The sequence below is a fragment of the Fimbriimonadaceae bacterium genome (genome assembly GCA_019638775.1).
Lineage (GTDB): Bacteria > Armatimonadota > Fimbriimonadia > Fimbriimonadales > Fimbriimonadaceae > JAHBTD01.
The window spans coordinates 800,861-827,199 of record JAHBTD010000001.1 but is presented as its reverse complement, the minus strand read 5'-3'; the positions used below and the strand labels follow the sequence as shown (position 1 = coordinate 827,199).

Below are 26,339 nucleotides of genomic sequence, written 5' to 3'. Positions count from 1 at the left end.
TTTTGCCAAAAAACCTCTATTTTTCGGAGCGATATGAATTTTTTTGATGCTTTCCGCTCAATTTAGCCTCAAAATTTTGGTAAATACCGTCACAATTACCAGGGAGGCTCGAAGATGCATGTCCTTTTGGGGACCTACATCTATGGGCCACCATGCGAGGAGGAACACTTGATGCGCAAAGGACTTTGCCTAATTGCTTCCGCAGCCGTCGCCGCCCTGATTTTCACAGGGTGTGGTGGCAGCAGCGGCAGTTCCGCCCCGGCAGTTTTCCCTGTGACCCGCTTAGTTGTGGGCTTTGTTTACGTAGAGGGGACAGCTGGTTCGGGAACTGGAGATAGCGTTATTATTTCACCGAGTAGCGTGCCGCCGGCTGGCTACTTCGTCCCGGATGCCACCGGTTCGGTTACGCTTGCTGTAGCCGACGGTACGATCACTCGATCGCCTGACTCAGAGACATTCTTCATGTCGGACGGCAACGTGATCGCCGCAACCGTGACGCAAAACGTCGCACCGTACCAGATGACCATTTCAGCCACCGGACTTCAACGCAACGGCGTTGCACGATCGTTCGGATCGGCTCAGATTCAGTCGCTCGGTACGACCGTAGATAACGGTACGACGCTTGCTCTCGACCTGAACGACCCTGGCACATATACGCCTGGTCCGACAGCTTCGATTCGACTTTGGCTTCGCAACCGTGGTGGCAATCCCGGCACTTCGGCTGCACCGTTCCACGATCCTGAGACCGCAACTGGCGGCGACTGGATCGGCGGCAACACATACGACACGACCGTGGCTTTCTTCGACGAGGAAGGTACGGCGAAGAGTGGCATTACGCCCACCGTCGTGACCGACGACAACACGCGACTAACGTACGCAGCGAATAAGCTCACGGCAGTTGCGGCACAAACATCGGCGACCGTCGTTGTAACCGTTTCGGAAGCTCCCGGAGCTCCCGTTTCGCTCAGCTACGACGCCGATTACACTCAGGGCACCGTAACCTCCATCGCCCTTCAGCTCGTTGGTTCGCCAACGCTGCTTTGGGAAGAGTCGGGCGGTTCTGTAAACGGTTCCTTGCTGAGTGCAAACGTTATGAACCAATATGGCGCTCCGATGGCTGGACTTCCGGTCGATTGGCGCGCGGTTGAGGTTGAAGAAAGCAACACGCTAACCCATCCGGCAGTCTGGAATACGACGTCTGTAGGAAGCGTTTTCTCTGGTGTAGATCCGGCAACAAATGCTGGAGGCGACGCTGGGGCCGTTCTTCAAACTCCGAACCCAGTTGACGGTGCACTCGCTGGAGGCGATAAGGCTCCCAAGGGAGTGAACCGAGTCGCTGCCTTTATCGGCGCAGTTGTCTCGAACACCCAAGACATCACCATCGTCCGACCGCTTGAAAGCGTCACGATCGTAGGCCCGGCGCGAATCGACGTTGGCACGACGACTCCGTCCAACATTCTCGACCCGCAGAATATCCGCATCACGAACGGCGTAGACGTCGACAACGACAACGTTGCGACGCCGACAGGCCCGTTTGTATGGGATGTTGTGAACGTCGACAATAGCGGCAACAACATCGGCGACAACGGCGACTTGACTACGCAATCAACTTCCGCATCGGCGATCAGCGGCTCGGCAACGGGCTCCTCGATCCAGCTTGCGGCAGGCACAGTTGCAGGACAAGTTACGGTTCAGGTGACGGACGCAGGCGGTAACCCGCTTCCGACGGCATCGAACATGCTGACCATCGAGGTCTTTGGTAAGCCCTCGAAACTCATCTATCGTGCAAACGATGTGAGCGGTGCGCAGATCGTGAACGGCGCTGGTGCATTTGCAGGAAACAACGGTGATATTTTCAACTTCACCACGCGATTCCTCGATAGCGCAGGCCATGAGATCCCGACTGGTGAGCTTAGCTTGTCCAACAAGCTTGGTTCGACCGACTCGCTCTCGGGCGCGAACATTACGTTCCCGTCGCTTCCATCCAGAACATTCTCGCTCACGCTTGGATCGGCTGATGGAACAACGACGATCACGTTCAGCGGTAGCTGGATCGGCCTATTCGGCGGCTCCGGCGCGTTCAACATCAACCGCACAACCAACCTCGACGTACCGTAGCCATACGGTAGGTTGAGAGACGAAGAGGCCCGAAGGCATTGCCTTCGGGCCTCTTGCTATTAGGCGGGCTATCGGCTATCGGCGATCAGCTATCTTCACACTTGATTGCAGATTGCAGATTGCAGATTGCAGATTGCAGATTGCAGATTGCAGATTGCAGATTGCAGATTGCATTTTGAACGCAAAGTGACGGATCATTCTTTCGCTGACCGCTGACCGCTGACCGCTGACCGCTGACCGCTGACCGCTGACCGCTGACCGCTGACCGCTGACCGCTGACCGCTGACCGCTGACCGCTGACCGCTGACCGCTGACCGCTGACCGCTGACCGCTGACCGCTGACCGCTGACCGCTGACCGCTGACCGCTGACCGCTGACCGCTGATCGCTGATCGCTGATCGCTGATCGCTGACCGCCATCTCGGTCCTAGCCCAATTGACGCAGGTTCGGATTCGGGGTATCCTTCGCATCCTGCGTGGACTCTGTCTTTCGCAGACACAAATCAGCCACAGGCAAGGCGTCTCCACGAGACGTACCTACCTGGGAACGGCGGGTGAATATGGCAAAACAATGTTTAAGAGAAAAGCAACGTCGTAAGCCGAAGTATAAGGCTCGCGCTTACAACCGCTGCAGCATCTGTGGCCGTGCACACGGCTACTTCCGATTCTTCGGTACGTGCCGAATTTGTCTACGCGAGTTGGCTCACAAGGGCCTTCTCCCCGGCGTGAAGAAGTCCAGCTGGTAAGGCTGACGGAGGTTATGAGATGCACAGCGATCCTATCGCCGACCTGTTGACACGCATTCGCAATGGCGCGCAGTCGCGCCTGCAATCGGTTGACATTCCTCACAGCAAGATCAAGGTGGAGATCGTCAAGATCCTTGCCGCAGAGGGCTATGTCGGTAATTTCGAAGTCGTGACCGAAACGAAGTTCCCAACGATTCGGGTTCACATGAAATACAACAGCAAGCGCCAATCGGTGATCAGTCACATCAGCCGCGTCAGTAAGCCGGGTCTCCGCGTTTACAAGCCGGTCGATGAGATGAAGCCGGTTCGCAGCGGCCTCGCCACTCGGATTATCTCGACCAGCCAAGGCGTGATGACCGACCGCGAAGCCCGAAAGCGACATATTGGCGGCGAGATTCTTTGCGAGGTTTGGTAAGGAGGTCACATCATGTCGAGAATTGGAAGACTACCGATATCGATTCCCGCGGGCGTGACGGTTACCATCAGCCCCGAGAATGTCGTTAGCGTGAAGGGCCCGAAGGGTGAACTTTCTCAGGCGCTTTACAGCGAACTTAAGATTGAACAAGCAGATTCAGTGATTACGGTCGAAAGGCCGACCAACGACCGTATCCAGCGCTCGCAGCACGGGCTTGCACGCACCTTGATCTTTAACATGATTGAGGGCGTGACGAAGGGCCACTCGAAGACGCTTGATATCGTCGGCGTTGGCTACCGTGCGCAGATGGAAGGGCGTGGACTGCTCCTCAATATGGGCTATTCGCACCCGGTGCGGATTGCGCCGGTTGACGGTGTGACCTTTGAGGTTCTGCGCGACGAGAAAGCGCGTACGGAGAAGATCACGGTCACCGGCACCGACAAGGCACTTGTCGGTCAGTTGGCGGCAGACATCCGCAAGGTCCGCAAGCCCGATCCCTACAAGGGTAAAGGAATTCGTTACTCAGGCGAGGTTGTTCGCCTCAAGGCCGGTAAGCGCGCTTCGGCGGGCAAGAAATAAGGAGAGTTGAGACGTGGCTAAACGAAGTAGAAACGATATGCGCGTCGCTCGGCATGCTCGCATCCGTAAACGCGTTACGGGTACCGCCGAGCGGCCGAGGCTCGCCATTTATAAGAGCCTGAAACACATTTCGGCACAGATTATCGACGACAGCAAGGGCGTGACGCTCGCATCGGCTAGCACATACGAAAAGAATGTGAAAGGCGCGGGCAACCTTGATGGCGCAAAGCTGGTCGGCGAACTGGTCGGAAAGCGTGCCAAAGAGAAGGGCATCAAGTCCGTGGTTTTTGATCGTGGCGGTCTTCAGTACACCGGAGCGATTGCGAACCTTGCCGATAGCGCCCGAGAGGCCGGGCTGGAGTTTTAATTATGAGAATGATGTCCCGACTCAGTGGCAAGCGCCAAAGCTCGATGCAGGGCGATGGGCCGCAGCTTGATGTGCGCGTCATTCGCACGAACAAAGTTTTCAAGACCCACAAGGGCGGTAAGACCGCTTCTTGGTCCATCTTGGTCGTTGTTGGCGACAACAAAGGCAAGGTCGGCGTCGGTCTTGGCAAAGCCCGGGGAATTCCGGATGCCATCCGAAAGGCTGAAGAAGCCGCGAAGAAGGCGATGGTTGCTATCCCCATGATTCGTGAGACCATCCCTCACGAGATCAGAGCCACCTCAGGCTCCTCGCAGGTTATCCTGCGCCCGGCATCGCCCGGTACGGGAGTCAAAGCAGGCGGCGCGGTTCGAGCTTGTCTCGAAGCCGCTGGCATTCACAACGTTCTCTCCAAGATTCTTGGAAGCCGCAACGCCATCAACGTCGCCTACGCGACGATGGAGGCTCTGCAGGCTCTCTCGGTTCCCGAGAAGAACGCGGATGCTCGCGGTCTCGATGTCAACGAGCTGGTTCCGTGGCTGAAGCAAGCCAGAAAGGAGGAAGCCGATGCTGCGCATTAAGCTTGTGAAAAGCCTGATCGGGCAAACGCCGCGCAACCGTGCGACGGTCGCTGCTCTTGGGCTGAAGAAGATGAATCGAACGGTGGACAAGGAAGATTCCCCGTCCATTCGCGGCATGATCCACCACGTCAAGCACATGCTGGATGTCCAAGTGGTTGAAGGGCAGCCTCCGGCAAAGCGCGCCAACAAAACTGGCAGCAAGGCGGAAGCTCCGAAGAAGGCTGCTCCCGCCAAGAAGGCAGCGGCTCCAAAGGCAGAGGCTCCTGCAGCCGAAGCCCCCGCAGCCAAATCCGCCGTGGCCGAAGCTCCCGCCAAGGAAGCCAAGCCGAAGGCAGCGAAGCCAGCCGCAAAGCCGGCAGCCAAGGCAAAGACAGATTCAGCAGACGCTTCCGATAAGCCGAAGCGCACGACCAAAGCCAAGAAAACCGAGGACTAAGCATCATGGGTTTGCACGATTTACGACCGAATACAGGAAGCACGAAGCGTAAGCGACGCGTCGCGCGTGGTATCGGCAGCGGCATGGGCAAAACCGCGACTCGCGGTACGAAGGGGCAAAAGGCAAGACGCCAAATCCACCCGAATTTTGAAGGTGGACAAACCCCAATCCAGCGCCGATTGCCGGTCAAGAAAGGCTTCCGCAATATCAACCACAAAGAGTTTGCAATCGTCAACTTGGACGACCTGGAAAGGCTGTTCAAGTCAGGCGACGACGTAACCACGGAAAAGCTGCTCCAGAGCGGCATTATTCCGGGACTTAAGGACGGAGTGAAGATCCTCGCGTTCGGTAGCCTGACGAAGAAGCTCAAGGTCTCTGCGCACAAGTTTAGCGCCAAGGCCAAAGAAGCGATCGAAAAGGCTGGCGGAGAGGCGAACATTCTGTGAATAGCGGAGTTTTTGGAGGCGGTGGTGATAAAGCGTTATCGTTGCCGTTATGGGAAACGTTACGACTGGCGTGGGCAGACCCTGAGCTGCGCCAGCGAATTATCTTTGTGCTAGGCATCTTCTGTGTCTACGTCATCGGAATTAACGTTTCTGTTCCTATCCCCGGTGAGTCGCCCCAAGACGCGCTCGATAAGCTGATGAAGATTCAGTTCTTCCAGCTTCTCGACTCTTTTGGTGGCGGTGCGCTTAAGAGACTTTCCATCTTTGCGTTAGGCTTAAACCCCTACATCACTTCGTCGATTATCATGCAGATTCTGACCACGGCGTTCCCGGCGTGGAAAAAGGAGATGCAAGAGGGCGGCGAATACGCTCGAAAGCAGCAGAACCGAAGAACTCGGCTTTTCACGCTCATCCTTTGTGTTGCGCAAAGCATGGGTCTGATCGGGCTCATGAGGAGTGAGATTCAGATGTCACTCTTTGTGCAGATCACACTAGTTGTCTTCTGGACTGCGGGTGCGATGTTCGTGCTGTGGCTGGGTGAGCAGATTAGCGAAAAGGGCATCGGCAACGGTGTGTCGCTAATGATCTTTGCGGGCATTATCGTATCTATGCCGAGCACGGCGGGTGCGATCTGGACGCAGTATCAAAGCCAGATCATTCAGCTGTGGCAGATTCTGCTTTTGGTTGTCATCTTCGTAGCTGTAACGTGGGTGATCGTTCTGTTTACCATCGCTCAGCGCCGAATACCTATACAACATATGCGTAGGCAAGTTGGGACGAAGGCGATTGGCGGTCAGACCAGCTATTTGCCGATCCCGCTGAACATTGGTGGCGTCATCCCAATTATCTTTGCGATGTCCATTGCGTTCATGCCTTCGCAGTTCGGCATGTTCTTCCCGCGCACATCGCCAATCGGTGAGTTTCTCGAAAAGGCCACGCCGTATCTCGTGCCTTCACTCCAGACCGGATTGAAAGGCTTTACGGGTTGTCTCTTCTTCGTAGCGTTGATCTTCTTCTTCCAGTACTTCTGGGCGGCGATTCAGTTCAATGTGGAAGACATGAGCAACAACTTGAAGCGAGCGGGTTCGTTTATTCCGGGTGTGCGTCCAGGTAAGCAAACGCGTGACTTCCTTGACGGGGTCATTTCGCGCATCGCTATCGTTGGCGCAATCTTCTTAGCCTCTGTTGCTCTTACCCAGTACCTGGCTACCGACATCACCGGTATTCAGCGTTCGGGTTATTTCTTTGGCACTTCGATCCTGATCGTCGTCAGCGTTGCGCTGGAAACGATGAGACAGATTGAAGCGAACCTCTTGATGAAGCAATACGGAACGTAGGATATCGAGTGAGACTCATCTTAATCGGCCCTCCGGGCGTCGGGAAAGGCACTCAGGCCGCACTCCTTGAAAAGGAGTACGGCCTGAAAACTTTGTCTTCAGGACTGATTTTCCGAAGCGAGATTGAGGCGGAAACCGACCTTGGGCGACTCGCCCAAAGCTACATCGACCGTGGTGAGCTCGTCCCCAACGGCATAACCATCGAGATGATGTCGAAGCGCATCCGCTCCGAAGATTGCCGCAAACACGGATTCCTGCTGGACGGCTTTCCCAGAACGGTCCGTCAGGCCGAGGCTCTCGAAACGATCCTTGACGAGATGGAGCAGCCGATCGACAAAGTTGTCTCCATCATCGCGCCCGAAGACCTTATCGTCCACCGTCTGAGCGGGCGGATGGGCTGCACCAAATGCGGCGAAATCTATCATCGCGATACCAAACCGCCCAAGCGCGAAGGCCTTTGCGATAAGTGCAACAGTCCTCTGTTTGTGCGGTCTGACGATCAGCCGGAAACGATTCGGGAAAGGCTGAAGGTTTTTTACGAAAGCACCGAGCCCGTTATCCAGTTCTACCGCGAGCGCGGGCTGCTCGAAGAAGTGGACGGAACCAAGTCTCCCGAAGGCGTCTTCCAAGCCATCGTTGAGGGGATTAGCCGGTGATCTACTTAAAGAAAGGATTTGAGATTGCGAAGATGCGCGCCGCAGGCCGCATCGTCGCCAAGACCATTCGCGAACTTTCGGAAGCGATCGTGCCGGGGAAGACAACCCCGCGCCAGCTGGATGAGCTTGCGGGCAAAATCGTTGCTGCCGAGGGTGGCGTTTGTGCCTTCAACGGCTATCGTGGATATCCGGCAAATGCGTGTATCTCGGTGAATCAGGTTGTCATCCACGGAATCCCGAACGACGTTCCCCTTCAGGAGGGTGACATCGTCGATCTCGATCTTGGCGTTACGCTGGACGGCTGGAATGCCGATGGCGCATGGACGTATCCGGTGGGCAATATCGACCCGGATATGCAGAAGCTTTTGAACGTCACGAAAGAGAGCCTTTATCAGGGGATCGCCAAAGCGAAGGTCGGCAACAAGATCGGGGACATCTCGGCGGCGATTGAGAAGTACGTGAACCAGTATCGGTACGGTATCGTCCGCGATCTTGTCGGGCATGGTATCGGACGCACCATTCACGAAGAACCGAGTGTGCCGAATTTTGGCAAGGCTGGGCGTGGACCGGTGATCAAAGAGGGCATGACCTTCTGCATCGAGCCGATGGTGAATAAGGGGACTTGGAAAGTAAGGACCCTTTCTGACGGCTGGACTATTGTCACTGCCGACAACTCCTGGTCCGCTCACTTCGAGCATACCGTTGCCGTTACCAAAGACGGTCCTGAAATCCTAACCGTCGAGTAGGGAAGACATTCTCTCGTAGGGCGCAACCCTTTTATGGGGGAGGGTCACCACCGCAAAGTTCGGGGTAGGGGGTTTGGCCCCTTTGTTTGATCCGGCAAAAAGATCAAGATGATCGCTCCAACGATGCTGAACAGCCCCAGCAAACAGTGCCGGGCCGGATAGCCTTTGCTGGCTACGTAATACGCGAGTCCATTGAACCATGCCACAGCGGCGAAGTAGCAGATCACCGATGCGTTGACGGCGAGGACCGGGCTTTGACCGTAATATGCCAGCGGAGCCATGATCAGGCCGCCAACAATAGCGAGCGACAGGGCGATTATGATCGCGATATTGGACTTGCGCTGCAGGTGCAATCGGTCTTGGAGTGCGTAATCCATTTTCAAGCAAATCAACAGCACCCGATGTGCCAGAGATATCGATTTCGAATTTGACCGTACAAAATGCAGGGCCTATGGTGAGGCCAGCGAGACCAAGTAAACTATCACCTACACAAGGTTTTGCCGAGTTCGAGGGGCTATAATCGTCTCTTCGATAGGGACCAAATCGTCCTCATCGAACTCACAGGGAGAAACCGGAGATTTATGGGCCGAAGACAGTTTCAGTACAGAAAGCGAAAAGAGACCTCAGAGAAAGAACAAGGAATTGAGGTTGACGGTACGGTTCTTGAGAACCTGCCGAACGCTAAGTTTAGGGTGAAACTCGACGAAGGCGATATCGAACTGCTCTGCCACATCAGCGGCAAAATGAGGATGCACTACATTCGCATTTTGCCGGGCGATCGTGTGAAGGTGGAGCTTTCGCCCTACGATCTGACCATGGGTCGGATCGTTTACCGCTTCAAATAGGCTCAATCTCCAGGAATCAGATAGGGCGGGTAGCTCTTGAGGCTCACCCGTAGGTATAATTTGCCCTTGCGTCTAAGGAGAAATACAAGACGCCGGGCAGGCGCTATTAAAGCTCCTTACCTTGTAGACGGACCAATAGGACGATTTGGCGATGAAAGTTCGAGCCAGCGTAAAAAAAATTTGCGACAAATGCAAAATCATCAAACGCAAGGGCGTAGTGCGCGTGTTGTGCATCAACCCGAAGCACAAACAGCGACAGGGCTAAGAGGACCAGGAGAAACCGAGAAGAATGGCACGTATAGCAGGTGTTGACCTTCCCCGCGAGAAAGCGATCGAATACGCTTTGCCGCTGATTTACGGCATTGGCAAGCACAATGCAAGCGAAGTGATTGCGAAGGCCGGGCTAGACCCGCGAAAGAAAGTGAAAGACCTCGATGAGGCCGACATCACCCATCTTCGCGAAATCATTGACCGGGAATATGTCGTTGAGGGAGACCTTCGACGCGAAGTCAACTCGAACATCCGCCGTTTGATCGATATCAACAGCTATCGCGGCCTGCGTCATCGACGCGGACTTCCCACTCGCGGACAGAGAACGCGCAGCAATGCACGTACGCGAAAAGGAAAGGCGAAGACCGTTGCCGGAAAGAAGAAGGCGAAGAAGTAACAATTTTCAGACCCCGTATCCCCTTTTGGGAATCGGGGTCTAACCTTGAAAGAGCAGCCTAAAGGAAGCCATGGCAAGAAAGATCGTAAAGGGAAAGGCTAAAGAAAGAAAGAACGTGCCGGTGGGCGTCGTCCACATCCAGGCATCGTTCAACAACACCATCGTAACGATTACGGACCCCCAGGGCAACGTGATCGCCGCGTCGAGCGCTGGCTCGTGCAACTTTAAGGGCAGCCGAAAGAGCACGCCGTTTGCCGCCTCTGTTGCTGCGGAGAACGCAGTGCGCAAGGCGATGGACCACGGCCTCCGAAAGGTGGAAGTGAAGGTCTGCGGTCCGGGGTCTGGACGAGAGACCGCGATCCGCTCGCTGGCCGCTCAAGGGCTTGAGGTTTCGTCGATTATGGACGTCACCCGGGTTCCCCACAACGGATGCCGCCCGCCGAAGCGACGACGAGTCTGACGATTATTTGATTTATTGGCTATTGGACAGATAGAAGCAAAAAGTTATGCCGCACATTTCCACTCTCGATTTGAATCTCGATTACGGGAAGTTTGTCTTTGAGCCGCTTGAGCGCGGTTATGGACAGACTATCGGCAACGCGCTGCGCCGCGTTCTGCTGAGTTCCATCCAAGGAGCCGCAATCTGCGCCGTCAAGATCGACAAGGTGTTCCACGAGTTCGCCCCGATCCCCGGCGTGAAAGAGGACACGACCCAGCTTCTGCTTAACCTGAAGGACATCGCTATCCGCATCGACGAAGAGGATGGCCCCCCCGCAGAAGACAAGGTGCTGAAGATCGAGGTTAAGGGCCCTGGCCGAGTTACCGGAGCCGACATCGTCTGCCCCGAAGGCGTCGAAGTCGTGAACCCCGACGCTTACATCGCAACGATTAGCGAGAAGGGCGCAACCTTGACCATGGAGATGTATGTTGGATGGGGCGTCGGCTACACGCTTCCCGACAAGCAAGAGCGATTTAAGGGCATGATCGGAATCATTCCGACCGGCGCCCAATTCACCCCCATGCGCAAGGTGAACTACACGGTCGAACAGACTCGTGTTGGAATGCGTACCGACTTTGAGCGATTGGTGCTCGATGTCTGGACCACGGGAGCGATCTCGCCAAACGATGCCGTTTCCCAGGCCGCCCACATTCTCGACAAGTATTTCCGACTCTTCTTTGACCTCGGGAATGCTGGTTTTGAATCGGCAGAGCTTGAGCCGGATGAGGTTTCGCCCGAGCTTTCGAACATCCCTGAGATGCGCATCGAGGAGTTGGACTTCTCGCAGCGCACCTTCAACTGTCTTCGCCGCGCTGGCCTGTTGACGCTCCGAGCGTTGGCAACCGCGACCGAGGCAGACCTTACCAGCATCCGAGGATTCGGTAAGAAGTCGCTGTTCGAGGTTCGCGATAAGCTTGCCGAGCATGGAATCGAGCTGAAGGCGCCTAAGGGTGGCATCCGCGCGATTGACCTGCTGGACGACGACGACGATTTCTAAGACTGAACGACGATTGATTTGATTGGAGATTTGATAGATGCGACACTTAGTTGACCGTAGAAAACTAGGCTTGCCGAGCGACCAACGCCGTGCCCTTTTGAACAACCTTGCACGTCAATTCGTGCGACACGGCTATGTTCATACAACCTTTGGGCGAGCGAAGGAGCTTCAGCGCATCGTCGAGAAGCTGATCACAACCGGCAAGACGGATACGCTGACGGCCCGACGCGAGGCTCGAAAGATCCTTGTCGGACACTCTTCTTCCAGCGCCAAGCCCGTGAAGGCTCTGGCTGGCAAGACAGCGATGGAAAAGACAACGATCCTGCGCAACATGAGCTTGCTCAACGGCGAAGACTTGGTCAAGTATCTTTTCGACGAAATCGGTCCGCGCTATAAGAATCGCAACGGTGGCTGCACCCGGCTGACAAAGACCGGCCTGCGCCGAGGCGATGGAGCGCTCACCGCGGTTTTGGAGCTTGTCGACTAAAAGAATTAAGCTCGTCGTTGCATACGACGGCACCGATTTCTGCGGCTGGGCCGCACAGGCTGGATTGGTAACAGTCCAGAGTACATTGACAGAAGCCGTTCGCCAGGTCTCGGGCGAGGATTGCGAGATTATAGGAGCTAGCAGAACCGATAGCGGTGCTCACGCCATTGGTCAGGTCTGCCATTTCGACAGCGCGGTGAACTTACCGCCTGAGAACTGGACCCGAGTCCTGAACCACCGGCTACCCGCGACGGTCGTCGTAAAGTCTTCTGTATCCGTAAGCGATACGTTCCACAGTCGATTTTGTGCGAACGACCGCACTTACAAATACAGAATCAACTCCGGCGAACGCGATCCTTTTTTAGAGCGGATTAGCCATCGGGCGCTTCCTGGCCTAAGAATTGATCGAATGCAGGAAGCGGCAAAGCTGTTGGTTGGAAGACAAGACTTTCGGGCGTTCACCGCGAACTTGGACGATTGGGTCGATAATACGATCCGCGTGATTCGAAGCGTCGCCGTGAAGGACCGCGCCGGACGAATCTCCATCGACATCGTTGGAACGGCGTTCATGCGTGGACAGATGCGCAGAATGAGCGGAGCCCTTCTTGAGGTTGGACTCGGCAAACGTGACGTTGAAAGTGTTGGAAGGCTCCTTGATCCCAAGACGAGAGACCAGGAAGTGTTGCCAGAAGTATTGCCCGCGAAGGGGCTGATGCTGATGCGGGTGCGCTATGGACGCCACCCAAAGGACTGTCGCAACAAGGAAGATGATGGCTTCGAAGAGTAGTTTTCGAGCGAAAGCTCAGAGTTTGCTGCACGAAAGTGCAGCGAGGCAAAAGGAAAGTTAGGTTAACAGAAATGAATCGGACAACACCCGTACGGGTAGGTGAAATAGAGCGTCAGTGGTTTGTCGTCGATGCGACGGATGTACCGCTGGGCCGCCTCGCTGCGCAAGTCGCCCAGGTATTGAGAGGCAAGCACAAGCCGAACTTTGCCTACAACCAGGATTGCGGCGATTTCGTCGTCATCATCAATGCGGCAAAGGTCAAGCTGACCGGCCGTAAGGGCGAAGAGATCATTTATTGGCACACAGGCTGGCCGGGCGGTATCAAGAACGTCGCTCGCGGCAAGATGCTCGAAACCAATCCGGTTAAGCTCGTCGAAAAGGTTGTGTGGGGAATGACTTCCAAGACCAAGCTCGGCGACAAGATCTTTAGCAAGCTGAAAGTTTATGCCGGCGCAGAGCACCCGCATACCGCACAAAACCCAAAGCCCCTGAATATTTCGAAGGATAAGTAAAGCATGTCGAAGAAGCAAGCAGACACATATTACGGCACGGGCCGACGCAAGGCAGCCATTGCACGAGTTTGGCTAAAGCCGGGCGAAGGCAACATCACCGTTAACGGACGTTCGTACGGCGATTACCTTGGCCGCCCCGTACTTGAGATTTTGGTTCGAAGCCCGTTCACGGCCCTTGAGCTTGAAGGCCGATACGATGTGGTTGCCACAACGAAGGGTGGCGGCATCAGCGGACAAGCTGGCGCGCTCCGGCTTGGCATCTCCCGTGCGCTTGTGGAGATGGATTCAGCTTTGCGAAAGCCCTTGCGCGGTGAAGGATTTTTGACGCGCGATGCGCGTGTGAAAGAGCGTAAGAAGTACGGTCGCAAGAAAGCACGACGCGGCTTCCAGTTCGTTAAGCGTTAAACTTCGGAAGAGCATCGCAAAGTCGGTGCCGGTATTCAGGGAAACGCCCGTTCCGACTTTCGGAACGGGCGTTTTTGGCTGTTTTGCGCTTTCACTTGGCTCACGGGGAGGGCATCGCTCCGTCGATGCCGTTGGTTTTTGCTCATGGGTCATACCACTCAAACTCATTCAGCTCACCTTGATAAGGCCAATCTTCCGCGTGTTCGACGAGCCCATGTCTCACAGGATTGCTCTTGACGTACTCCCATTTCGCCCCATAACTTTCATTTGAGCGTAATTGGCGATCCCAGCTATCAAGCTGCCAGATGGGCTGTTCTTCCGGTCGTGGCCATTCGCAACTGACAAGGGTCTTCCAATATTTAATCCAATTGACAAGCGAGCGACTTGGCCACTCGCTCGGGGAGCAGAAGAAGTGAATGTGGTCAGGGAGGATGACATACCGACCGATAAGCCAATGCGACGCCCGTTGCCAACTATCAATGATAAGTGCGACAGCGGGATCGTTTGCAAGTATCGGCTTGCGTTGATGAGTGCAAACGGTGACAAAGAGAATTGTCGAACGATTGTGGAGAGGTCTATTGGGTAAGTGAATCGGTCGCTTACGATCAGGTAAGTCACTATCCATAACTGAGTTTTTTGGCATTGATGGAGCCGTTCCCTCCCATATTTACGGAACCGACGGAGCGGCTCCCTCCCGAATTTGCGGAACCGACGGAGCGGTTCCCTCCCCTAATTCTGAATATTGATCTTCCGCGCCGTGCGGCTAATTTGCTCGCCAGCGTTGTTATAAACCACTAACTCCACACTCGCCGGACCGTTTGGGAAATCAGCCGTGTCGATAGTCCACTGATAAGGCCCGGGCATGGAGCTTCTGGCAATCTCCTCCCCGTTCACAACCCATGCGACGTCAGGCTTGTTGATGTAGGTTTTCACCCACGCGCTCAGGCTTAGCCTTCCGGCAACACGCTGTCCCTCGGCGATCGGAACGATCTCCTCTTTTGCCTGCTCGCCAAACTGCTTGATGAAGTACGGCGAAGAAACCATTTGCCGATAGCGCTCCGCAACCCTGCCGTCGTCCAGCAAAGAGTAGTTGTTTCTTTGGCGGCCTTCCATCGCATGCTTAATCGCGTTCATGCTTAGCCAGCAGACCGCCTTCACACGCGGATAGAGGCGGGGCAACGAAGCATAGAACTGCCCGATCTTAGCCTGCGCAAGCTCTGACCGCCAGGTCATGTCCAGGCTCGACTGGTGCGAGGCGGCATATTCGCAGATCATGATCGGGTGCTTGGGTGAGTAGCGCTCGTACACGTATTTGACGCTGTCTGCCGGATTGCGATGATCCCCCTTTTTGTCTGGGTTATTGTTGAAATACATCACCGAGTACACGTTCAATCCAACCCAGTCCACCCACTCATCACCGGGGAAATACTCGTCGATCCGGTTCTGCGGCATCTCGAACACGCACCAGACCATCGCGACATTCGGGGCCTCCTCGCGCATGACCTTGGTGACCAGCTTCCATTTCTCGATGTAAAGCTCCGGGTCGCCGTGATAGGGCGTCCAATCACCATTCATCTCGCTGGCAAAGCGCAGAAAGATGGGAACGCCAGAAGCCTTCGCCGCCCGCGCCCAGCCCCGCAGGTATTCGTCGTCTTTCACATCTTTCAGGTGCTTGGGCTCGAACGCGATCTGTGCCGCCGCGCCGTTCTTCTTGAGGTGCGTCGTCCATTTGGCAGGGAACTGCCTGCCGTAGCCCTGGTACATGAAATAGACGCTGTGGTCGGTTCCAACCCTTTCGCTAAACTCCTTTACACTGCGCCGGAAGATGCCGTACTCGTCGGGAAATGCGCTTTTGATCTTGTCCTCGTGATCGACGAAAGCGCCGATGTACGCCCCATAGAGCGGCTCGAACTTCGCGGCGGTGTAGGTTTTGGCGACGGAGTTAAGTTCGGGGAGACGGCTGTAATAGACTTCCGTGTCGGTTTCGTAGGTGTCGGCAAGGCGCTCCATCACCACTGCGGCGTTACGGTCGCCCTTGGCGCGGAAAATCTCCGAAGCGTTCATATAGGCGATGGGCGCCTGCTCATACTGTTCGGCAAGGACGTAGGCATCGCCAAGCTGTCGCCAGGCAAAGGCGGACGGGTCAGCTTCGACAACCCTCTCGAAGTGTTGGACTCTTTCGACAACGCTCGGTGGAATGTAGGTGCGGTTGCGCCACTTCGCGTAGCCGTAGCGGCCCATGACTCCAATGGCAAACAGTCCAACAAGAAACCAAATGATGCCCTTTCTCATATCCAACCCTTAGCAAGTCTAACGCTTTAAAGGGAAGAAAGGGTTCGGACGCAAGCTCCTTTGTACTGGAGTTTAGCAACGGTGCGAAGAGGCGATTATGTATCTCACCTTCTTCCCGACGGTATGGATGAAGACAGTATATGCGGGCTTTCCCTTCAGGCGTAGCTTTTTTTGAACCTCAGCCGGGTCGATATCGACTCCCCTTGCCTTGACCACGGGTGTCCCGCTCCCCAGCCTCTCCAACTCCTGTTTGACGAGCTTCAGGTCGGGCAGCGGCTCCGCCACTACTTCCCAACCGCGCAGCCACGGAGATTCAATCACCGCTTCGCCGGTGAGGTAGCCGTTTGTTTCAGATAGCCCCCGGAGCCCGTGCATCTCACAAAGTGTGTTCAGGCAGTGGGCGCGGATGGCGGCGGGGTCGGCTTCGTACAGATGGGTCGAGGGTGTGTCAACGGTTGGCGGTGGGAGGGGGTCGGCAGATAGGCGCTCGCCAGATTCGAGGTGGACGGCGAATCGGGTTGGGTTTGCCACCCCTCCTGCGTTCTCTTCGTTCACGCTTCCTCCCCCTCGAGGGGAGGAAATCTCGTCCGGGGTTTGCAGCCCCCCTCCCCTTGAGGGGGAGGGTCGGTAAGCATCGCGAACCGAGGAGGGGCGGGTCAAAGACCCCAACTCACGTCCCAGCCAAACCAACGCTTCACGGCACTCGCCACCAAACGACACAAACTCCAACACTCCGCCAAACGACTCCAGAAAATCATCACGCAACATCGGAGAAAGCTTTATCAGCCCGAGTTTGAGGCCGGCCATCTTCTCAGCGAGCACGACAGGATTCGGGGCAAAGTCATCTGGGTCAATGCTGCGACGGCCACCTACGCGCCGGGCGGGATCGGCCATTGCATAGTCGAAGGCCCACTCCCCCTCCAAACAAGAGGACTCCCGAATCTCCGCGTCCAACCCATAAACCGATACGTTGTGCCGGGCATAGGTCGTGCGCTCAGGGTCGGTCTCGTAGCCCACTGATGGCCCACGCTGAGCCAAGGCGATTAGGTCTCCGCCGATGCCGCAGGTGAGGTCCGCGACCAGCGACCCGTCAGGAAAGGCCGATGCGTGGTACCGCGCCACCACCTCACCGGTGCTCTGCTCCAGGGCCTCGCGGGTGAAGAGCATCTCCTCCGCCCGCTCAAACTTGACCTTGGCCCGTTTGCGCAGATCCCACTGGGTGAACGCCCATCGTGCCGCGTCAGCCGATGTGGATTTGCCTACCCGTTCGATGTTCGAGGCCGACGCATCCATCCCCCGCGCGAGCTCAAGAGCTTCCCAAAATTCAGGCAGGACGGTCACGGCAGTAGTTTAGCGGATGCAGGATTCATTGACCCGAACAGCGAAGCACAAAAGAGCCCTCTGCATGGCTTGCAGAGGGTTCCTAGCCATTTCAGGCTGTGATAACCTAGCTCGCGGAGATGGTGAGCTTCACGCCGCGCTGCTGAATCTCTTCAACATACTTAGTCCCCGGCACGTAGCAGCAACGTAAGGACTGCGGTCACTTCGATCCCTTGACTTGATTGAGAAAGAAGTCAGCAATTTTCTTTTGTTTCTCATTCGTGACCTTGGCTTTAAATGATCCGTAATACTTGATCACTTTGGACTTCATTTCCTCATCTCTTGTCTTCATCCACCGCTTATAATAAAAATATCCGACAGACGCCAAAGAGCTAGTTGAATCTGGTTCTATGTCCTCAATAACTTGAACCAGATTCTTTCCTATTTTCCAGTCACTTTCATTTATCTGTGGTTGCAAAATTCTGAGAAATGCTTTGATGACTGGGAGATCTTTATCATCCTTTTTGAGCATTCGTTCTGCTAACTGTCGCATTTCCTGGTGAGGGAAATCGACGTTGATAATGTACAGCAGCCTTACTCTCGAATATTCGTAACTCTTAGGCGAAGCAATCTTGCGAAATCTTTCAAAAGCGTCAGAAGTTGTAGTAAGAGTTAGAAAGAAATCATAATCCTGATTGGCAAGGGTCAACGCTGAACATGCCCATCGATAAACGTCTATAGCCTTAGACGTAGATCGGCTGGCAACTTTGCTTTGTGCCTCAACATATGCCTTTAACACTTTAGTGTCTGACTTCATCTTTGAAATCAGAAGCCTTGCCTCTTGGTAAGGCTTCTCATCTGCAGTCCACTTCTCATCAAACCATGCCCCATCACCATAGGATTGTGCGGCGGAAATCGCCACCGCACAAATCGTTATTAGGAACGCTACATGCTTTTTCAATCCGCGCCACCTCAACCAGCTCCGAATTGTAACCCAACCTGTCGTTACATATCGTAACCGGAAGGATTGTACAGCTTGACAAAGATTTGGTTAATTATTCATCCCGGTCGTAATGATCCAAGCGTGCGGCAACCGTTCAAATTTCGGAGATGGTGAGCTTCACGCCGCGCTGCTGAATCTCTTCAACATACTTCGTCCCCGGCACGGCAAGCTCGTAGTGGATCGCTCCCTCCGGCACGTTGCCCTTGGCGATCTCGTGCGCATAAATCGCTGCTGAGAACCCGGTCAGGCGCTCCATCGACGTGAACCCGGTGACTTCGTCCTCCTTGTCGAGGATGTCGATCTGGATCGTCTTGGGCTTGCCGTCCTTCGTGCCCACACCCAGAGCACGAACCGCGCAGAAGTCCTTGTCCACAAACTTGTCCAACTCTGGACCGAAAACCGCATTGAAGACATCTTTTGGCACGATCTTAGTTCCCTTAACCTCAATCGCCTCTTCGTTCCAAAAACCGAAGTCCTTAAAGATCTTCATCAGGAAGCAGTGCCCGGGGAAGCGGATGGTCTTGTAGACGTAGTTCTTAACTTTGCCCTTAAAGGTGTAGGGGGCGGTGCTGGTGCCGCCGGAGGTGTTGAACGCCTCCATCTTGCCCTTTCCGTCCAGCCCAAGGCCGTCGATGTGAATCTCCTCAAGGTCTTCGAGGGTATCCACAAGAACGATCTGGTCGTCCTTCAGGCAGACCGCTTGATAGTCGTACTCCGTGACGAGGCCCTCCATGTTAAAGGTGAGTTTGTAGTTAAACGGGGGCTTGGGATTTTGGGGGAGAACGCCGCAATACAGCTTCACGCTGTCCACAGTGTCCATATTCTCGATGATGTAGCAGGCGAGGCTGTTGACCAGTCCAGGAGCGAGACCGCAGTCGGGAATCAGGCTCACTCCGGCGGCCTTCGCATCCGGGTCCATTTTCAACGTCTCCATCGTAACGTCGGTATTGCCGCCAAGGTCCACCATGTTCGTCTTTGTCGCGATCGCAACCTTGGCAATGTGCGGGTGCATCCAATAGGGGACGCAGCTGCAGAGCACATCTACCGGAGAGAGGAACCTTGCCAGAGCGTCCGCATCAAGCGCCGAGACCTGTACGGGCTCACAAATCGCTGAACCGATCAGTTCATTCACGCGGCGGGCGCTCTTTTTGGCCTGGTCGAGGCTCATGTCGCCCAAGAAGATTTTTGAAGGGTTGGCAAATTTGGCGAGGTCGTATGCAAGCGCGGTGCCTTGCATGCCCGCGCCCAAGACGGCGTAGGTTTTGCTCATAAAAGGGATTCTCCAAATGGCTCCGTCGCCAAAAGGAAACGGCCAGAAGTTGCACGGATTTTACCTGTCGGCGGGATGCAAACGGGGGCTGGATAGCGTACTCTTGACCAATGGCACTTGGTTTCATGCTTGCCCTTGCTGTGCTCGCTCCGGCAACGGCGTCTTCGACCCCTGTTCAGGAAGGTCCGTATAAGAAGTACGAGTTCAATATCCCGATGCGCGACGGGGTGAAACTCTACACCGCTGTGTATGTGCCGACCGCCAAACCCGGCAAGCACCCGATGCTCATCGAACGCACGCCATATAGCGCCGGACCCTATGGCGCGGGAAGAATCCCGAGAGGATTTGGCGGCTCCAGCAAGTTCAGAGACGCCGGATACATCTTTGTAAACCAAGACGTCCGTGGACGATTTATGTCGGAAGGCAAATGGGAAGAGATACGCCCGCAAAACCCAAACAAAAAGGGCCCGAAAGATATCGACGAGAGCACAGACGCCTACGACACGGTGGACTTCCTGATTAAAAATGTCCCCGACAACAACGGTCGCGTCGGCTTTTGGGGAGTTTCTTACCCCGGCTTTTACGCAGCCGTTGCGGCGATCGACACCCATCCGGCGGTCAAAGCGGTGTCTCCCCAAGCCCCGGTCAGCGAGTGGTTCTTGGGTGATGACGTCCATCACAACGGCGCGTTCTTCCTTCAAGACAACTTTGACTTCTACTTTGGATTCGGCTACGATAAGCCCGGTCCGGCCCAGAGCCATCCCGACATTGAGCCGATGGGTCCGCGCCCGGATGCTTACAAGTTCTTTTTGGAACTGGGCAGCGCCATCAATGCCGACACCAAATACTACAAAGGCCGCATTCCGTTCTGGCTGGACATCTGCAACCACGACGCGATGGACGACTTCTGGAAGGCCCGCTCCATGCCCCCGCAGCTCAAGAACGTCAAGTGCGCGATGCTGACGGTTGGGGGATGGTTCGACGCAGAAGACGGCTATGGAGCTTTTGATACCTATCGCCACGCCGAAAAGCAGAATCCAGGCATTGACAACTGGATTGTGGTGGGGCCGTGGAGCCACGGCGCTTGGGGCGGAGCCGGAAACCGACTGGGGAAGCTCACCTTTGGGACGGCAAGCCAGCTTGGCGAGTATTTCCGCGAGGAGATTGAGTTTCCGTTCTTCGACGCTTATCTGCGGGGTGACGGCAAGCTGAAACGCCCAGAAGCTGAAATGTTCGAGACGGGCAACAATCAGTGGCGCAAGTTTGATGTGTGGCCCCCGAAAGAGGCCAAACCGTACACGCTGTACTTGAACGCAGACAAAAAGCTCAGCGACAAGCAGGATACGTTCATCAAAGGCGTAGCCTTTGATCAGTACCTGAGCGATCCTGACAATCCGGTGCCTTACGCGCCCGGAACGATTCGCCGCCGTCCGAGTACCTATATGGTGGAGGACCAGCGCTATCTCGAGGGCCGCAGCGACGTGCTGACCTATCAGACCGAAGTGCTGGACAAGGATATCACCATCGCCGGGCCGGTCGTCGCCGATCTGTTTGCCTCAACGACGGGCACTGACGCCGACTTTATCGTCAAAGTGATCGACGTTTATCCCGCCGATGCGCCTGAGCCGCTCGCCAACGCCCAGATTCAGATTCGGGCCGAGGTGATGCGGACTAAGTTCCGCAACTCCTTCTCGAAGCCCGAGCCGATGACCCCCAACATGGTCGAGCGGGTGACTTACAAGATGGTGGACGTCTTGCACACGTTTAAGAAAGACCATCGGATCATGATTCAGGTGCAGTCAAGCTGGTTCCCGCTCGTGGATCGCAACCCGAACAAGTTCTGCAACATCTACAAGGCCAAGCCGGAAGATTATCAGAAGGCGACGATCAAGCTGTTCCGTACGCTGGACAAGTCGTCGGCAGTGAAGTTCAGCGTGTTGCCTTAGGGGGCGTTGGCAAGTGGTTGGCAGGTAGTCGGCAGGTAGTCGGCAAGTGGTCGGCAGGTTGTCGGCAAGTGGTCGGCAAGTGGTCGGCATGTGATCGGCAAGTGGCTTCTAAGCCTACATGCTATAAAGCATCTGCCAATCCCCAAAGCTAACTCGGCTCAAACAGCGCGCAGATCGCCCCGAACGGGTCTTGGATTAGGCAGTACTTGCCATAACCCTCAGCGTCCTTGGGCCCTTCAATCACCTGCCCGCCTAGCCGCTTAACCGTGCCCGCCGCGAAGTTCACATCGTCAACAACCAAATACGGCACCCACATCGCCTTTTGCGCAGCGATAACCGGGCTGTGGATGATGCCCGCCACCGCCTCTTCGCTGCCCTTCGGGAAGACGTTGTAGTCCATCTTTCCCTCAACGTCAAGGCCCTCGGTTTGCCATCCCACAACTTGAGAATAGAAGTTTTGAGCAGCAATGCTGCCGTTGACGTGAAACTCGATCCAGCCGATTTTGCCCTGGTTTTCCGACATGGGTAGAGATTAGCGCATCCACGCATCGTTGGGTTCGCCGTCGCTCTCGCAGGAAGAGAGCCAACCGCCCCGTTTCCCCAAAACAGTGGATAATCGTCCACCAAATCCGACTCAAAGCCATCATAATGAAGGGACGATGTCCTCTGCGACCTCCGAAATCCTCCTCAACCCCGAACAAAAGCAGGCTGTCGAACACCCTGATGGCCCGGTGCTTGTCTTTGCCGGCGCTGGTTCGGGCAAGACGCGAGTGATTACGGCTCGCATCGCATGGCAGATCCAAAAGGGCGTGCGGCCCTCGCGCATCCTCGCTGTCACTTTTACCAACAAGGCGTCCCGGGAGATGCGCGAGCGCATCCAAAAAATCGTCGGCCCCGTCGCCGAAGAGCTATGGATGGGCACGTTCCACTCCATCTGCACCCGACTTCTTCGCATTGAGGGCACGGCAATAGGCATCGAGCGCAACTTCGTCATCTACGACACCGACGATCAGCTCAGCCTTATCAAAGACATTTTCAAGAAGCGAAATATTGACGAAAAGAGCATCCAGCCCCGAGCGATCCTCCACGAGATCAGCTCGGCAAAGGAGAAGATGCTAACACCCGAGAAGTTTTCCGCCCAGGCCGCGGGCTATATCGAGCGTGTCGCTGCCGAAATTTACGGTTCGTACAACGCGCTGCTCAAGAAGGCAAACGCGCTCGACTTCGACGATCTGATCTTTATGGCGGTCCGTCTGCTGGAGCAGCGCCCCGAGGTCCGTGAGAAGTACCAAGAGCGGTTTTTGCAGATCTTGGTGGACGAGTATCAGGACGTCAACCTCTCCCAATACAAGCTCATCCAATACCTTGCCGGGAAGCATCGGAATGTCATGGTCGTGGGCGATGACGACCAGTCGATCTACGGCTGGCGCGGGGCCGATGTATCCCTGATCCACCGTTTTGCAACCGACTTCGAAGGAGCCGAGACCATCAAGCTGCAGCAGAATTATCGCTGCACCAAGACGATCCTCGAATGCGCCAACGAGGTGATCTCTCGCAACCGCAGCCGCGCGCAAAAGCGCCTCTGGACGGAGAATGCCGACGGTGCGCCGGTTTCGGTCACCCAAGTTGGGACAGAGCACGATGAGGCGATGCTGGTGGCTGAGACTATCCTGGCGGAGGTGCGCACGGGGCGCAGGAAGTACGGCGAATACGCCGTTCTCTACCGCACGAACGCGCAGAGCCGCGTGATTGAAGAGGCTTTTCTGACGCTGAGGATCCCCCACATCCTCGTCGGAGGGCAGCGGTTCTACGAGCGCAAAGAGATCAAGGACATGGTCGCTTATCTGCGTCTGACCCTCAACACAGCTGACGATGTGGCGCTTCGCCGAATCATCAACACACCTCCCCGAGGCATCGGGCCGGGATCGGTGACCCAAGCCGAGGAGTGGGCGGCAGCGCGTCAGGCCACGGTTTGGGAAGCGGTCAGCAACCCGGAATTTTTTGCGACCCTACAAAAGAAGGCAGCGAGTTCGATTCAAACTTTTGTCCGCAGCATCCTTGACGCCCAGCAATTGGCGGAGCAAGGGCCCGTAACGCCCGTTCTGAAGCACTTGATGAACGCTTCGGGCTATATTGACGCCCTCAAGGCCGAACACTCTCAGGAGGCTCTGGGGCGGCTGGACAACCTTCAGGAGTTCTTGAACGTAACCGCCGAGTACGATGCCTCGTCCGAAGCTCCCTCTCTGTCTGGATTCCTGGAGAGCGTGGCTCTGGTCGCTGATATCGATGCGCTGCAAGAGGCGGGGAACTCGGTCACGCTGATGACGCTGCACTCAGCGAAGGGTCTGGAATTCCCCGTTGTGTTCTTACTTGGGTTGGAAGAGGGTGTATTCCCCCACAGCCGTTCGATCAATACCGACAGCGGGCTCGAAGAGGAGCGGCGGCTTTGCTACGTGGGCATGACGCGGGCGCAGTTTGAACTGCATATGCTGTACGCACATCGGCGTTCGCTCTATGGGCAGCCCCAGTTCAACCGGCCCTCGCGGTTCCTGGAGGACATCCCCCAAGAGGCAACGACGTCATTGGTCGGCGCAGGCCCACGCTACAACCAGGAGTATCGCGAGATTCGGCAGGAGCGAAGCGGCGAATATACGGTTATCGACCGCCCGCGAAATGCGCCCACTCCCCCCACAGACGGCAGACGGCAGCTCCGGGGCCCGGACTGGAAGCCGCCGTTTGAGGTTGGGAGCCGCGTGCGTCACGGCAAGTTTGGCGTGGGTGTCGTGGTGGCTTGCGGACCGTTGAAAGACGATTGCGAAGTCACCGTCGCCTTCCCGGGCGTCATTGGAGTGAAGAAACTCGTCCAGAGTTTAGCGAAGCTGGAAAAGGCGTAGAGGGATTTTGGATTTTAGATTTTGGATTTTGGATTGGCGACGGTTGATGCGACGGCAATGCGAAGTTTCCGCATTCAGGCCGAGGATCGGCCTCGGCTTGACTTTCTTTGCTCCTCGGCAAAGACGCGAACACGTGCGTTTGACCTCTCCACCCAGAGAATCCAAAATCCAAAATCCAAAATCCAAAATTGCATTTCCTCTCCTTCTGCTTTTCCTCCTCATAGGCTGCAACCGCAGCGGATCGTCTGACCTTATGCCCCTCGAAGTGGGCTCCGAGTGGAAATACAACGTAAGCGGAAAATTCGCCAAGTATGTGGAGCCTTTGCGGATCAACAAAGAGGTGGGCGTTGCGGGCACGCAAGGCGTTGAGCTTACGGGACCGCTCGGCAGCAGCAGCATGGCGTGGAAAAACGGCGTGCTGTACGCAGACCGTCTTGCCGGGACCTCGTATTCGCCCCCGCTTCCCCTCCTTGCCGCAGACAGCCGCACTATCGATTGGAAAGGAACGGCATCTTGGCCGATGTCGGGGTCGGTAAAGGTTGAAGCCAGGCTCACCCACGAAGCCCAAAAACTCAAACTGGATGCCAGGGAGTATGAAACCACGAGGTCGAGGCTTCAGCTCGTGCTCGACGGCAAGAGGTCGATGGAGGTCACCACCTGGTTTGCCCCGGGAACAGGAATAGTTCGCCAAGAGCAGCGCACGGGCGGAGAACTCGATATCCGGATCGACTACCTCAGCGGGCCATAACTGCCCGTCAGAGCCCCGACCTAACCCATCTCGCTGAGAACGCCTTTCAACACGGCGACCGCCTCGTCAACCTGAGCTTTGGTGAGGATAAGCGGAGGCACAAAGCGCAAGCGCTCCTCGCCAGTAGCGTTGATGATCAGCCCCTTCTCCAAGCATCGGCGAACGACCTCTCGGGCTATGGGCCGGTCAAAGAGAACGCCGACCATTAAGCCAACTCCTCTTACCTCAAGGATTCGGCTGTCTATCCCCTGCAAAGACGACACCAGATAAGCGCCGACCTCGCTGGCGTTCTGCCGCAGACCTTCCTTTTCAATCGTCTCAATCACCGCAAGTCCAGCCGCCGCCATTAAGGGATTGCCGCCAAAGGTTGAGCCGTGCATGCCCTGACTCAGAATCTCTGCTGCCTTGCCCCGCGCCAAGCAGGCCCCGATCGGCATCCCCGAGCCCAGCCCCTTAGCGAGCGCCATGGTGTCGGGCATCGCGCCAAGCTGCTGGAAGTAGAACCACGTACCCGTGCGCCCCATGCCGCACTGAACCTCGTCGGCAAGCAGAAGGGCGTCGTGCGCGTCGCAGAGCCGTCGTGCTTCTTGGAAGAATGCGGGCGTCATCGGGTTGATGCCGCCCTCGCCCTGAACGGGCTCCATCACGATTGCGGCAGTTTTCGCTGAAAATGCGGATTGCATGCCAGCCACATCGTTTGGCTCGATAAATTTGATGTTGGGAAGCAACGGACGAAACGGCGCTTGATACTTCTCATTTGCCGTGATCGAAAGCACCCCGCAGGTTCGTCCGTGGAACGACGAACGCAGCGCAATGATCTCGTAATCGCCACTGGGACACTTCTTTAAACCGTGAGCTTTGCCGATCTTCAGGCCGGTCTCATTTGCCGTAGCCCCACAAACGGCAAAAAAAGTTCGCTCCATGCCGCTGATCTCCGAGAGCTTCGCTGCAAGCTTGGCAACCGGGGGCGTCAGCATCAAATTCGACGTGTGCATCAGGGTCTTGGCTTGACTGGTAATGGCCTCAACCAAAGCCGGGTGACAGTGTCCGAGAGCGCAAACCGCTATCCCGGCAAGCATATCGAGATACCTTTTTCCACCTTCATCCCAAACGTAGCAACCCTCTCCCCGAACAAAAACTCCGGGATATCGGCGGTAGGTTTGGATAATGTGCTGACTATCTAAAGATGCAAAATCAACGGTCGTTTCCATGCTCGTTGAACTCAATCTACACCAAGACGGTGG

At 55.8% G+C, this 26,339-nt stretch carries 31 protein-coding genes; 23 read left to right on the top strand and 8 right to left on the bottom strand.

The annotated features are described in order from the left end of the window. Nucleotides 1-171 precede the first annotated feature (171 nt). Nucleotides 172-2,118: a hypothetical protein gene (locus KF784_03865; GenBank protein MBX3118177.1), complete on the top strand. Its 1,947-nt coding sequence runs from the start codon at nucleotides 172-174 to the stop codon at nucleotides 2,116-2,118. 194 nt (nucleotides 2,119-2,312) lie between these two features. Here the strand turns inward: KF784_03865 and KF784_03860 are convergent, their stop codons facing one another. Next, complete coding sequence (locus KF784_03860; GenBank protein ID MBX3118176.1) at nucleotides 2,313-2,537, bottom strand: hypothetical protein; 225 nt, start codon at nucleotides 2,535-2,537, stop codon at nucleotides 2,313-2,315. Between the two features lie 140 nt (nucleotides 2,538-2,677). Between KF784_03860 and KF784_03855 the strand changes: the two genes are divergently transcribed. From KF784_03855 to map, 10 genes are read left to right on the top strand one after another with little or no spacing between them, the layout of a single operon-like run. Further along, entirely contained in the window at nucleotides 2,678-2,863 is a 186-nt protein-coding gene (locus KF784_03855; GenBank protein MBX3118175.1) for a type Z 30S ribosomal protein S14, read from the top strand. 19 nt (nucleotides 2,864-2,882) lie between these two features. After that, the gene (rpsH, locus tag KF784_03850) at nucleotides 2,883-3,278 is read left to right on the top strand and encodes a 30S ribosomal protein S8 (protein ID MBX3118174.1); all 396 of its coding nucleotides are present in this window, start codon (nucleotides 2,883-2,885) and stop codon (nucleotides 3,276-3,278) included. A gap of 12 nt (nucleotides 3,279-3,290) precedes the next feature. Beyond that, nucleotides 3,291-3,857, top strand: coding sequence for a 50S ribosomal protein L6 (gene rplF, locus KF784_03845; GenBank protein MBX3118173.1), 567 nt, complete (start codon nucleotides 3,291-3,293; stop codon nucleotides 3,855-3,857). Between the two features lie 37 nt (nucleotides 3,858-3,894). After that, nucleotides 3,895-4,224, top strand: coding sequence for a 50S ribosomal protein L18 (rplR, locus tag KF784_03840; protein MBX3118172.1), 330 nt, complete (start codon nucleotides 3,895-3,897; stop codon nucleotides 4,222-4,224). A gap of 44 nt (nucleotides 4,225-4,268) precedes the next feature. Then, nucleotides 4,269-4,802: a 30S ribosomal protein S5 gene (gene rpsE / locus KF784_03835; protein MBX3118171.1), complete on the top strand. Its 534-nt coding sequence runs from the start codon at nucleotides 4,269-4,271 to the stop codon at nucleotides 4,800-4,802. Beyond that, entirely contained in the window at nucleotides 4,789-5,238 is a 450-nt protein-coding gene (rpmD, locus tag KF784_03830) for a 50S ribosomal protein L30 (GenBank protein MBX3118170.1), read from the top strand. Before rpsE ends, rpmD begins: the two co-directional genes overlap by 14 nt. Nucleotides 5,239-5,243: 5 nt before the next feature. Beyond that, entirely contained in the window at nucleotides 5,244-5,684 is a 441-nt protein-coding gene (gene rplO, locus KF784_03825) for a 50S ribosomal protein L15 (GenBank protein ID MBX3118169.1), read from the top strand. Beyond that, entirely contained in the window at nucleotides 5,681-7,021 is a 1,341-nt protein-coding gene (gene secY, locus KF784_03820; GenBank protein MBX3118168.1) for a preprotein translocase subunit SecY, read from the top strand. The genes rplO and secY overlap by 4 nt, the downstream gene beginning before the upstream one ends. An 8-nt stretch (nucleotides 7,022-7,029) precedes the next feature. Continuing rightward, nucleotides 7,030-7,677 carry an adenylate kinase gene (locus KF784_03815; GenBank protein ID MBX3118167.1) on the top strand — a complete coding sequence of 216 codons (648 nt, stop codon included), beginning with the start codon at nucleotides 7,030-7,032 and terminating at the stop codon, nucleotides 7,675-7,677. Next, complete coding sequence (map, locus tag KF784_03810) at nucleotides 7,674-8,423, top strand: type I methionyl aminopeptidase (protein MBX3118166.1); 750 nt, start codon at nucleotides 7,674-7,676, stop codon at nucleotides 8,421-8,423. Before KF784_03815 ends, map begins: the two co-directional genes overlap by 4 nt. Nucleotides 8,424-8,467: 44 nt before the next feature. On the opposite strand, the gene KF784_03805 is transcribed toward map, so the two are convergent. Next, nucleotides 8,468-8,800, bottom strand: a complete 333-nt coding sequence (locus tag KF784_03805) for a hypothetical protein (GenBank protein ID MBX3118165.1) — start codon at nucleotides 8,798-8,800, stop codon at nucleotides 8,468-8,470. Nucleotides 8,801-9,004: 204 nt separating this feature from the next. Between KF784_03805 and infA the strand changes: the two genes are divergently transcribed. The 9 genes from infA to rpsI all read left to right on the top strand — a co-directional run bounded on the left by infA (nucleotide 9,005) and on the right by rpsI (nucleotide 13,622). Beyond that, nucleotides 9,005-9,268 carry a translation initiation factor IF-1 gene (infA, locus tag KF784_03800; GenBank protein MBX3118164.1) on the top strand — a complete coding sequence of 88 codons (264 nt, stop codon included), beginning with the start codon at nucleotides 9,005-9,007 and terminating at the stop codon, nucleotides 9,266-9,268. 151 nt (nucleotides 9,269-9,419) lie between these two features. Further along, the gene (gene rpmJ / locus KF784_03795; protein ID MBX3118163.1) at nucleotides 9,420-9,533 is read left to right on the top strand and encodes a 50S ribosomal protein L36; all 114 of its coding nucleotides are present in this window, start codon (nucleotides 9,420-9,422) and stop codon (nucleotides 9,531-9,533) included. A gap of 24 nt (nucleotides 9,534-9,557) precedes the next feature. Next, complete coding sequence (gene rpsM / locus KF784_03790; protein MBX3118162.1) at nucleotides 9,558-9,935, top strand: 30S ribosomal protein S13; 378 nt, start codon at nucleotides 9,558-9,560, stop codon at nucleotides 9,933-9,935. A gap of 70 nt (nucleotides 9,936-10,005) precedes the next feature. After that, nucleotides 10,006-10,395 (top strand): 30S ribosomal protein S11, encoded by a 390-nt coding sequence (gene rpsK, locus KF784_03785; GenBank protein MBX3118161.1) that lies wholly within the window; start codon nucleotides 10,006-10,008, stop codon nucleotides 10,393-10,395. 46 nt (nucleotides 10,396-10,441) lie between these two features. Beyond that, entirely contained in the window at nucleotides 10,442-11,431 is a 990-nt protein-coding gene (locus tag KF784_03780) for a DNA-directed RNA polymerase subunit alpha (protein ID MBX3118160.1), read from the top strand. Nucleotides 11,432-11,468: 37 nt separating this feature from the next. Further along, on the top strand, nucleotides 11,469-11,918 hold the full coding sequence (rplQ, locus tag KF784_03775) for a 50S ribosomal protein L17 (protein ID MBX3118159.1): 450 nt from the start codon (nucleotides 11,469-11,471) through the stop codon (nucleotides 11,916-11,918). Next, nucleotides 11,908-12,705 (top strand): tRNA pseudouridine(38-40) synthase TruA, encoded by a 798-nt coding sequence (truA, locus tag KF784_03770; GenBank protein MBX3118158.1) that lies wholly within the window; start codon nucleotides 11,908-11,910, stop codon nucleotides 12,703-12,705. Before rplQ ends, truA begins: the two co-directional genes overlap by 11 nt. A 71-nt stretch (nucleotides 12,706-12,776) precedes the next feature. Next, a complete protein-coding gene (gene rplM, locus KF784_03765) occupies nucleotides 12,777-13,217 on the top strand; it encodes a 50S ribosomal protein L13 (GenBank protein MBX3118157.1) in 441 nt (146 codons plus the stop codon). 3 nt (nucleotides 13,218-13,220) lie between these two features. Beyond that, complete coding sequence (rpsI, locus tag KF784_03760; GenBank protein ID MBX3118156.1) at nucleotides 13,221-13,622, top strand: 30S ribosomal protein S9; 402 nt, start codon at nucleotides 13,221-13,223, stop codon at nucleotides 13,620-13,622. Between the two features lie 729 nt (nucleotides 13,623-14,351). Here rpsI and KF784_03755 read toward each other — a convergent pair. The 4 genes from KF784_03755 to KF784_03740 form a co-directional block, all read right to left on the bottom strand. Next, nucleotides 14,352-15,914: a hypothetical protein gene (locus KF784_03755; protein ID MBX3118155.1), complete on the bottom strand. Its 1,563-nt coding sequence runs from the start codon at nucleotides 15,912-15,914 to the stop codon at nucleotides 14,352-14,354. Between the two features lie 72 nt (nucleotides 15,915-15,986). Beyond that, nucleotides 15,987-17,255 (bottom strand): hypothetical protein, encoded by a 1,269-nt coding sequence (locus KF784_03750; GenBank protein ID MBX3118154.1) that lies wholly within the window; start codon nucleotides 17,253-17,255, stop codon nucleotides 15,987-15,989. Nucleotides 17,256-17,454: 199 nt separating this feature from the next. Further along, on the bottom strand, nucleotides 17,455-18,195 hold the full coding sequence (locus tag KF784_03745) for a hypothetical protein (protein ID MBX3118153.1): 741 nt from the start codon (nucleotides 18,193-18,195) through the stop codon (nucleotides 17,455-17,457). Nucleotides 18,196-18,331: 136 nt separating this feature from the next. Continuing rightward, complete coding sequence (locus KF784_03740) at nucleotides 18,332-19,507, bottom strand: saccharopine dehydrogenase NADP-binding domain-containing protein (GenBank protein MBX3118152.1); 1,176 nt, start codon at nucleotides 19,505-19,507, stop codon at nucleotides 18,332-18,334. A gap of 110 nt (nucleotides 19,508-19,617) precedes the next feature. Here KF784_03740 and KF784_03735 point away from each other — a divergent pair, with 110 nt between their 5' ends. After that, nucleotides 19,618-21,453 (top strand): CocE/NonD family hydrolase, encoded by a 1,836-nt coding sequence (locus KF784_03735; GenBank protein MBX3118151.1) that lies wholly within the window; start codon nucleotides 19,618-19,620, stop codon nucleotides 21,451-21,453. 148 nt (nucleotides 21,454-21,601) lie between these two features. Here KF784_03735 and KF784_03730 read toward each other — a convergent pair whose 3' ends face one another. After that, on the bottom strand, nucleotides 21,602-21,976 hold the full coding sequence (locus KF784_03730) for a hypothetical protein (GenBank protein ID MBX3118150.1): 375 nt from the start codon (nucleotides 21,974-21,976) through the stop codon (nucleotides 21,602-21,604). 136 nt (nucleotides 21,977-22,112) lie between these two features. Here KF784_03730 and KF784_03725 point away from each other — a divergent pair, with 136 nt between their 5' ends. Further along, on the top strand, nucleotides 22,113-24,347 hold the full coding sequence (locus KF784_03725) for a UvrD-helicase domain-containing protein (protein MBX3118149.1): 2,235 nt from the start codon (nucleotides 22,113-22,115) through the stop codon (nucleotides 24,345-24,347). Between the two features lie 253 nt (nucleotides 24,348-24,600). Next, nucleotides 24,601-25,095 (top strand): hypothetical protein, encoded by a 495-nt coding sequence (locus tag KF784_03720; protein ID MBX3118148.1) that lies wholly within the window; start codon nucleotides 24,601-24,603, stop codon nucleotides 25,093-25,095. A 20-nt stretch (nucleotides 25,096-25,115) separates the two neighbouring features. Here the strand turns inward: KF784_03720 and KF784_03715 are convergent, their stop codons facing one another. Further along, nucleotides 25,116-26,306, bottom strand: coding sequence for an acetylornithine transaminase (locus KF784_03715; protein ID MBX3118147.1), 1,191 nt, complete (start codon nucleotides 26,304-26,306; stop codon nucleotides 25,116-25,118). Nucleotides 26,307-26,339: the final 33 nt, after the last annotated feature.

Excerpts from the sequence above, each read along its gene's own strand:
- rpmD (MBX3118170.1), top strand. The coding sequence starts at position 4,789 with ATGCTGCGCATTAAGCTTGTGAAAAGCCTGATCGGGCAAACGCCGCGC.
- infA (MBX3118164.1), top strand. The coding sequence starts at position 9,005 with ATGGGCCGAAGACAGTTTCAGTACAGAAAGCGAAAAGAGACCTCAGAG.
- KF784_03715 (MBX3118147.1), bottom strand. The coding sequence starts at position 26,306 with ATGGAAACGACCGTTGATTTTGCATCTTTAGATAGTCAGCACATTATC.
- KF784_03755 (MBX3118155.1), bottom strand. The coding sequence starts at position 15,914 with ATGAGAAAGGGCATCATTTGGTTTCTTGTTGGACTGTTTGCCATTGGA.
- rplR (MBX3118172.1), top strand. The coding sequence starts at position 3,895 with ATGCGCGTCGCTCGGCATGCTCGCATCCGTAAACGCGTTACGGGTACC.
- KF784_03860 (MBX3118176.1), bottom strand. The coding sequence starts at position 2,537 with ATGGCGGTCAGCGATCAGCGATCAGCGATCAGCGATCAGCGGTCAGCG.
- KF784_03735 (MBX3118151.1), top strand. The coding sequence starts at position 19,618 with ATGGCACTTGGTTTCATGCTTGCCCTTGCTGTGCTCGCTCCGGCAACG.
- rpsM (MBX3118162.1), top strand. The coding sequence starts at position 9,558 with ATGGCACGTATAGCAGGTGTTGACCTTCCCCGCGAGAAAGCGATCGAA.
- rpsH (MBX3118174.1), top strand. The coding sequence starts at position 2,883 with ATGCACAGCGATCCTATCGCCGACCTGTTGACACGCATTCGCAATGGC.
- KF784_03720 (MBX3118148.1), top strand. The coding sequence starts at position 24,601 with ATGCCCCTCGAAGTGGGCTCCGAGTGGAAATACAACGTAAGCGGAAAA.
- rplM (MBX3118157.1), top strand. The coding sequence starts at position 12,777 with ATGAATCGGACAACACCCGTACGGGTAGGTGAAATAGAGCGTCAGTGG.
- rpsK (MBX3118161.1), top strand. The coding sequence starts at position 10,006 with ATGGCAAGAAAGATCGTAAAGGGAAAGGCTAAAGAAAGAAAGAACGTG.
- rplF (MBX3118173.1), top strand. The coding sequence starts at position 3,291 with ATGTCGAGAATTGGAAGACTACCGATATCGATTCCCGCGGGCGTGACG.
- rpsE (MBX3118171.1), top strand. The coding sequence starts at position 4,269 with ATGCAGGGCGATGGGCCGCAGCTTGATGTGCGCGTCATTCGCACGAAC.
- KF784_03855 (MBX3118175.1), top strand. The coding sequence starts at position 2,678 with ATGGCAAAACAATGTTTAAGAGAAAAGCAACGTCGTAAGCCGAAGTAT.
- KF784_03740 (MBX3118152.1), bottom strand. The coding sequence starts at position 19,507 with ATGAGCAAAACCTACGCCGTCTTGGGCGCGGGCATGCAAGGCACCGCG.
- KF784_03780 (MBX3118160.1), top strand. The coding sequence starts at position 10,442 with ATGCCGCACATTTCCACTCTCGATTTGAATCTCGATTACGGGAAGTTT.
- KF784_03865 (MBX3118177.1), top strand. The coding sequence starts at position 172 with ATGCGCAAAGGACTTTGCCTAATTGCTTCCGCAGCCGTCGCCGCCCTG.
- KF784_03805 (MBX3118165.1), bottom strand. The coding sequence starts at position 8,800 with ATGGATTACGCACTCCAAGACCGATTGCACCTGCAGCGCAAGTCCAAT.
- rpmJ (MBX3118163.1), top strand. The coding sequence starts at position 9,420 with ATGAAAGTTCGAGCCAGCGTAAAAAAAATTTGCGACAAATGCAAAATC.
- KF784_03730 (MBX3118150.1), bottom strand. The coding sequence starts at position 21,976 with ATGTCGGAAAACCAGGGCAAAATCGGCTGGATCGAGTTTCACGTCAAC.
- rplQ (MBX3118159.1), top strand. The coding sequence starts at position 11,469 with ATGCGACACTTAGTTGACCGTAGAAAACTAGGCTTGCCGAGCGACCAA.
- KF784_03725 (MBX3118149.1), top strand. The coding sequence starts at position 22,113 with ATGTCCTCTGCGACCTCCGAAATCCTCCTCAACCCCGAACAAAAGCAG.
- rpsI (MBX3118156.1), top strand. The coding sequence starts at position 13,221 with ATGTCGAAGAAGCAAGCAGACACATATTACGGCACGGGCCGACGCAAG.
- rplO (MBX3118169.1), top strand. The coding sequence starts at position 5,244 with ATGGGTTTGCACGATTTACGACCGAATACAGGAAGCACGAAGCGTAAG.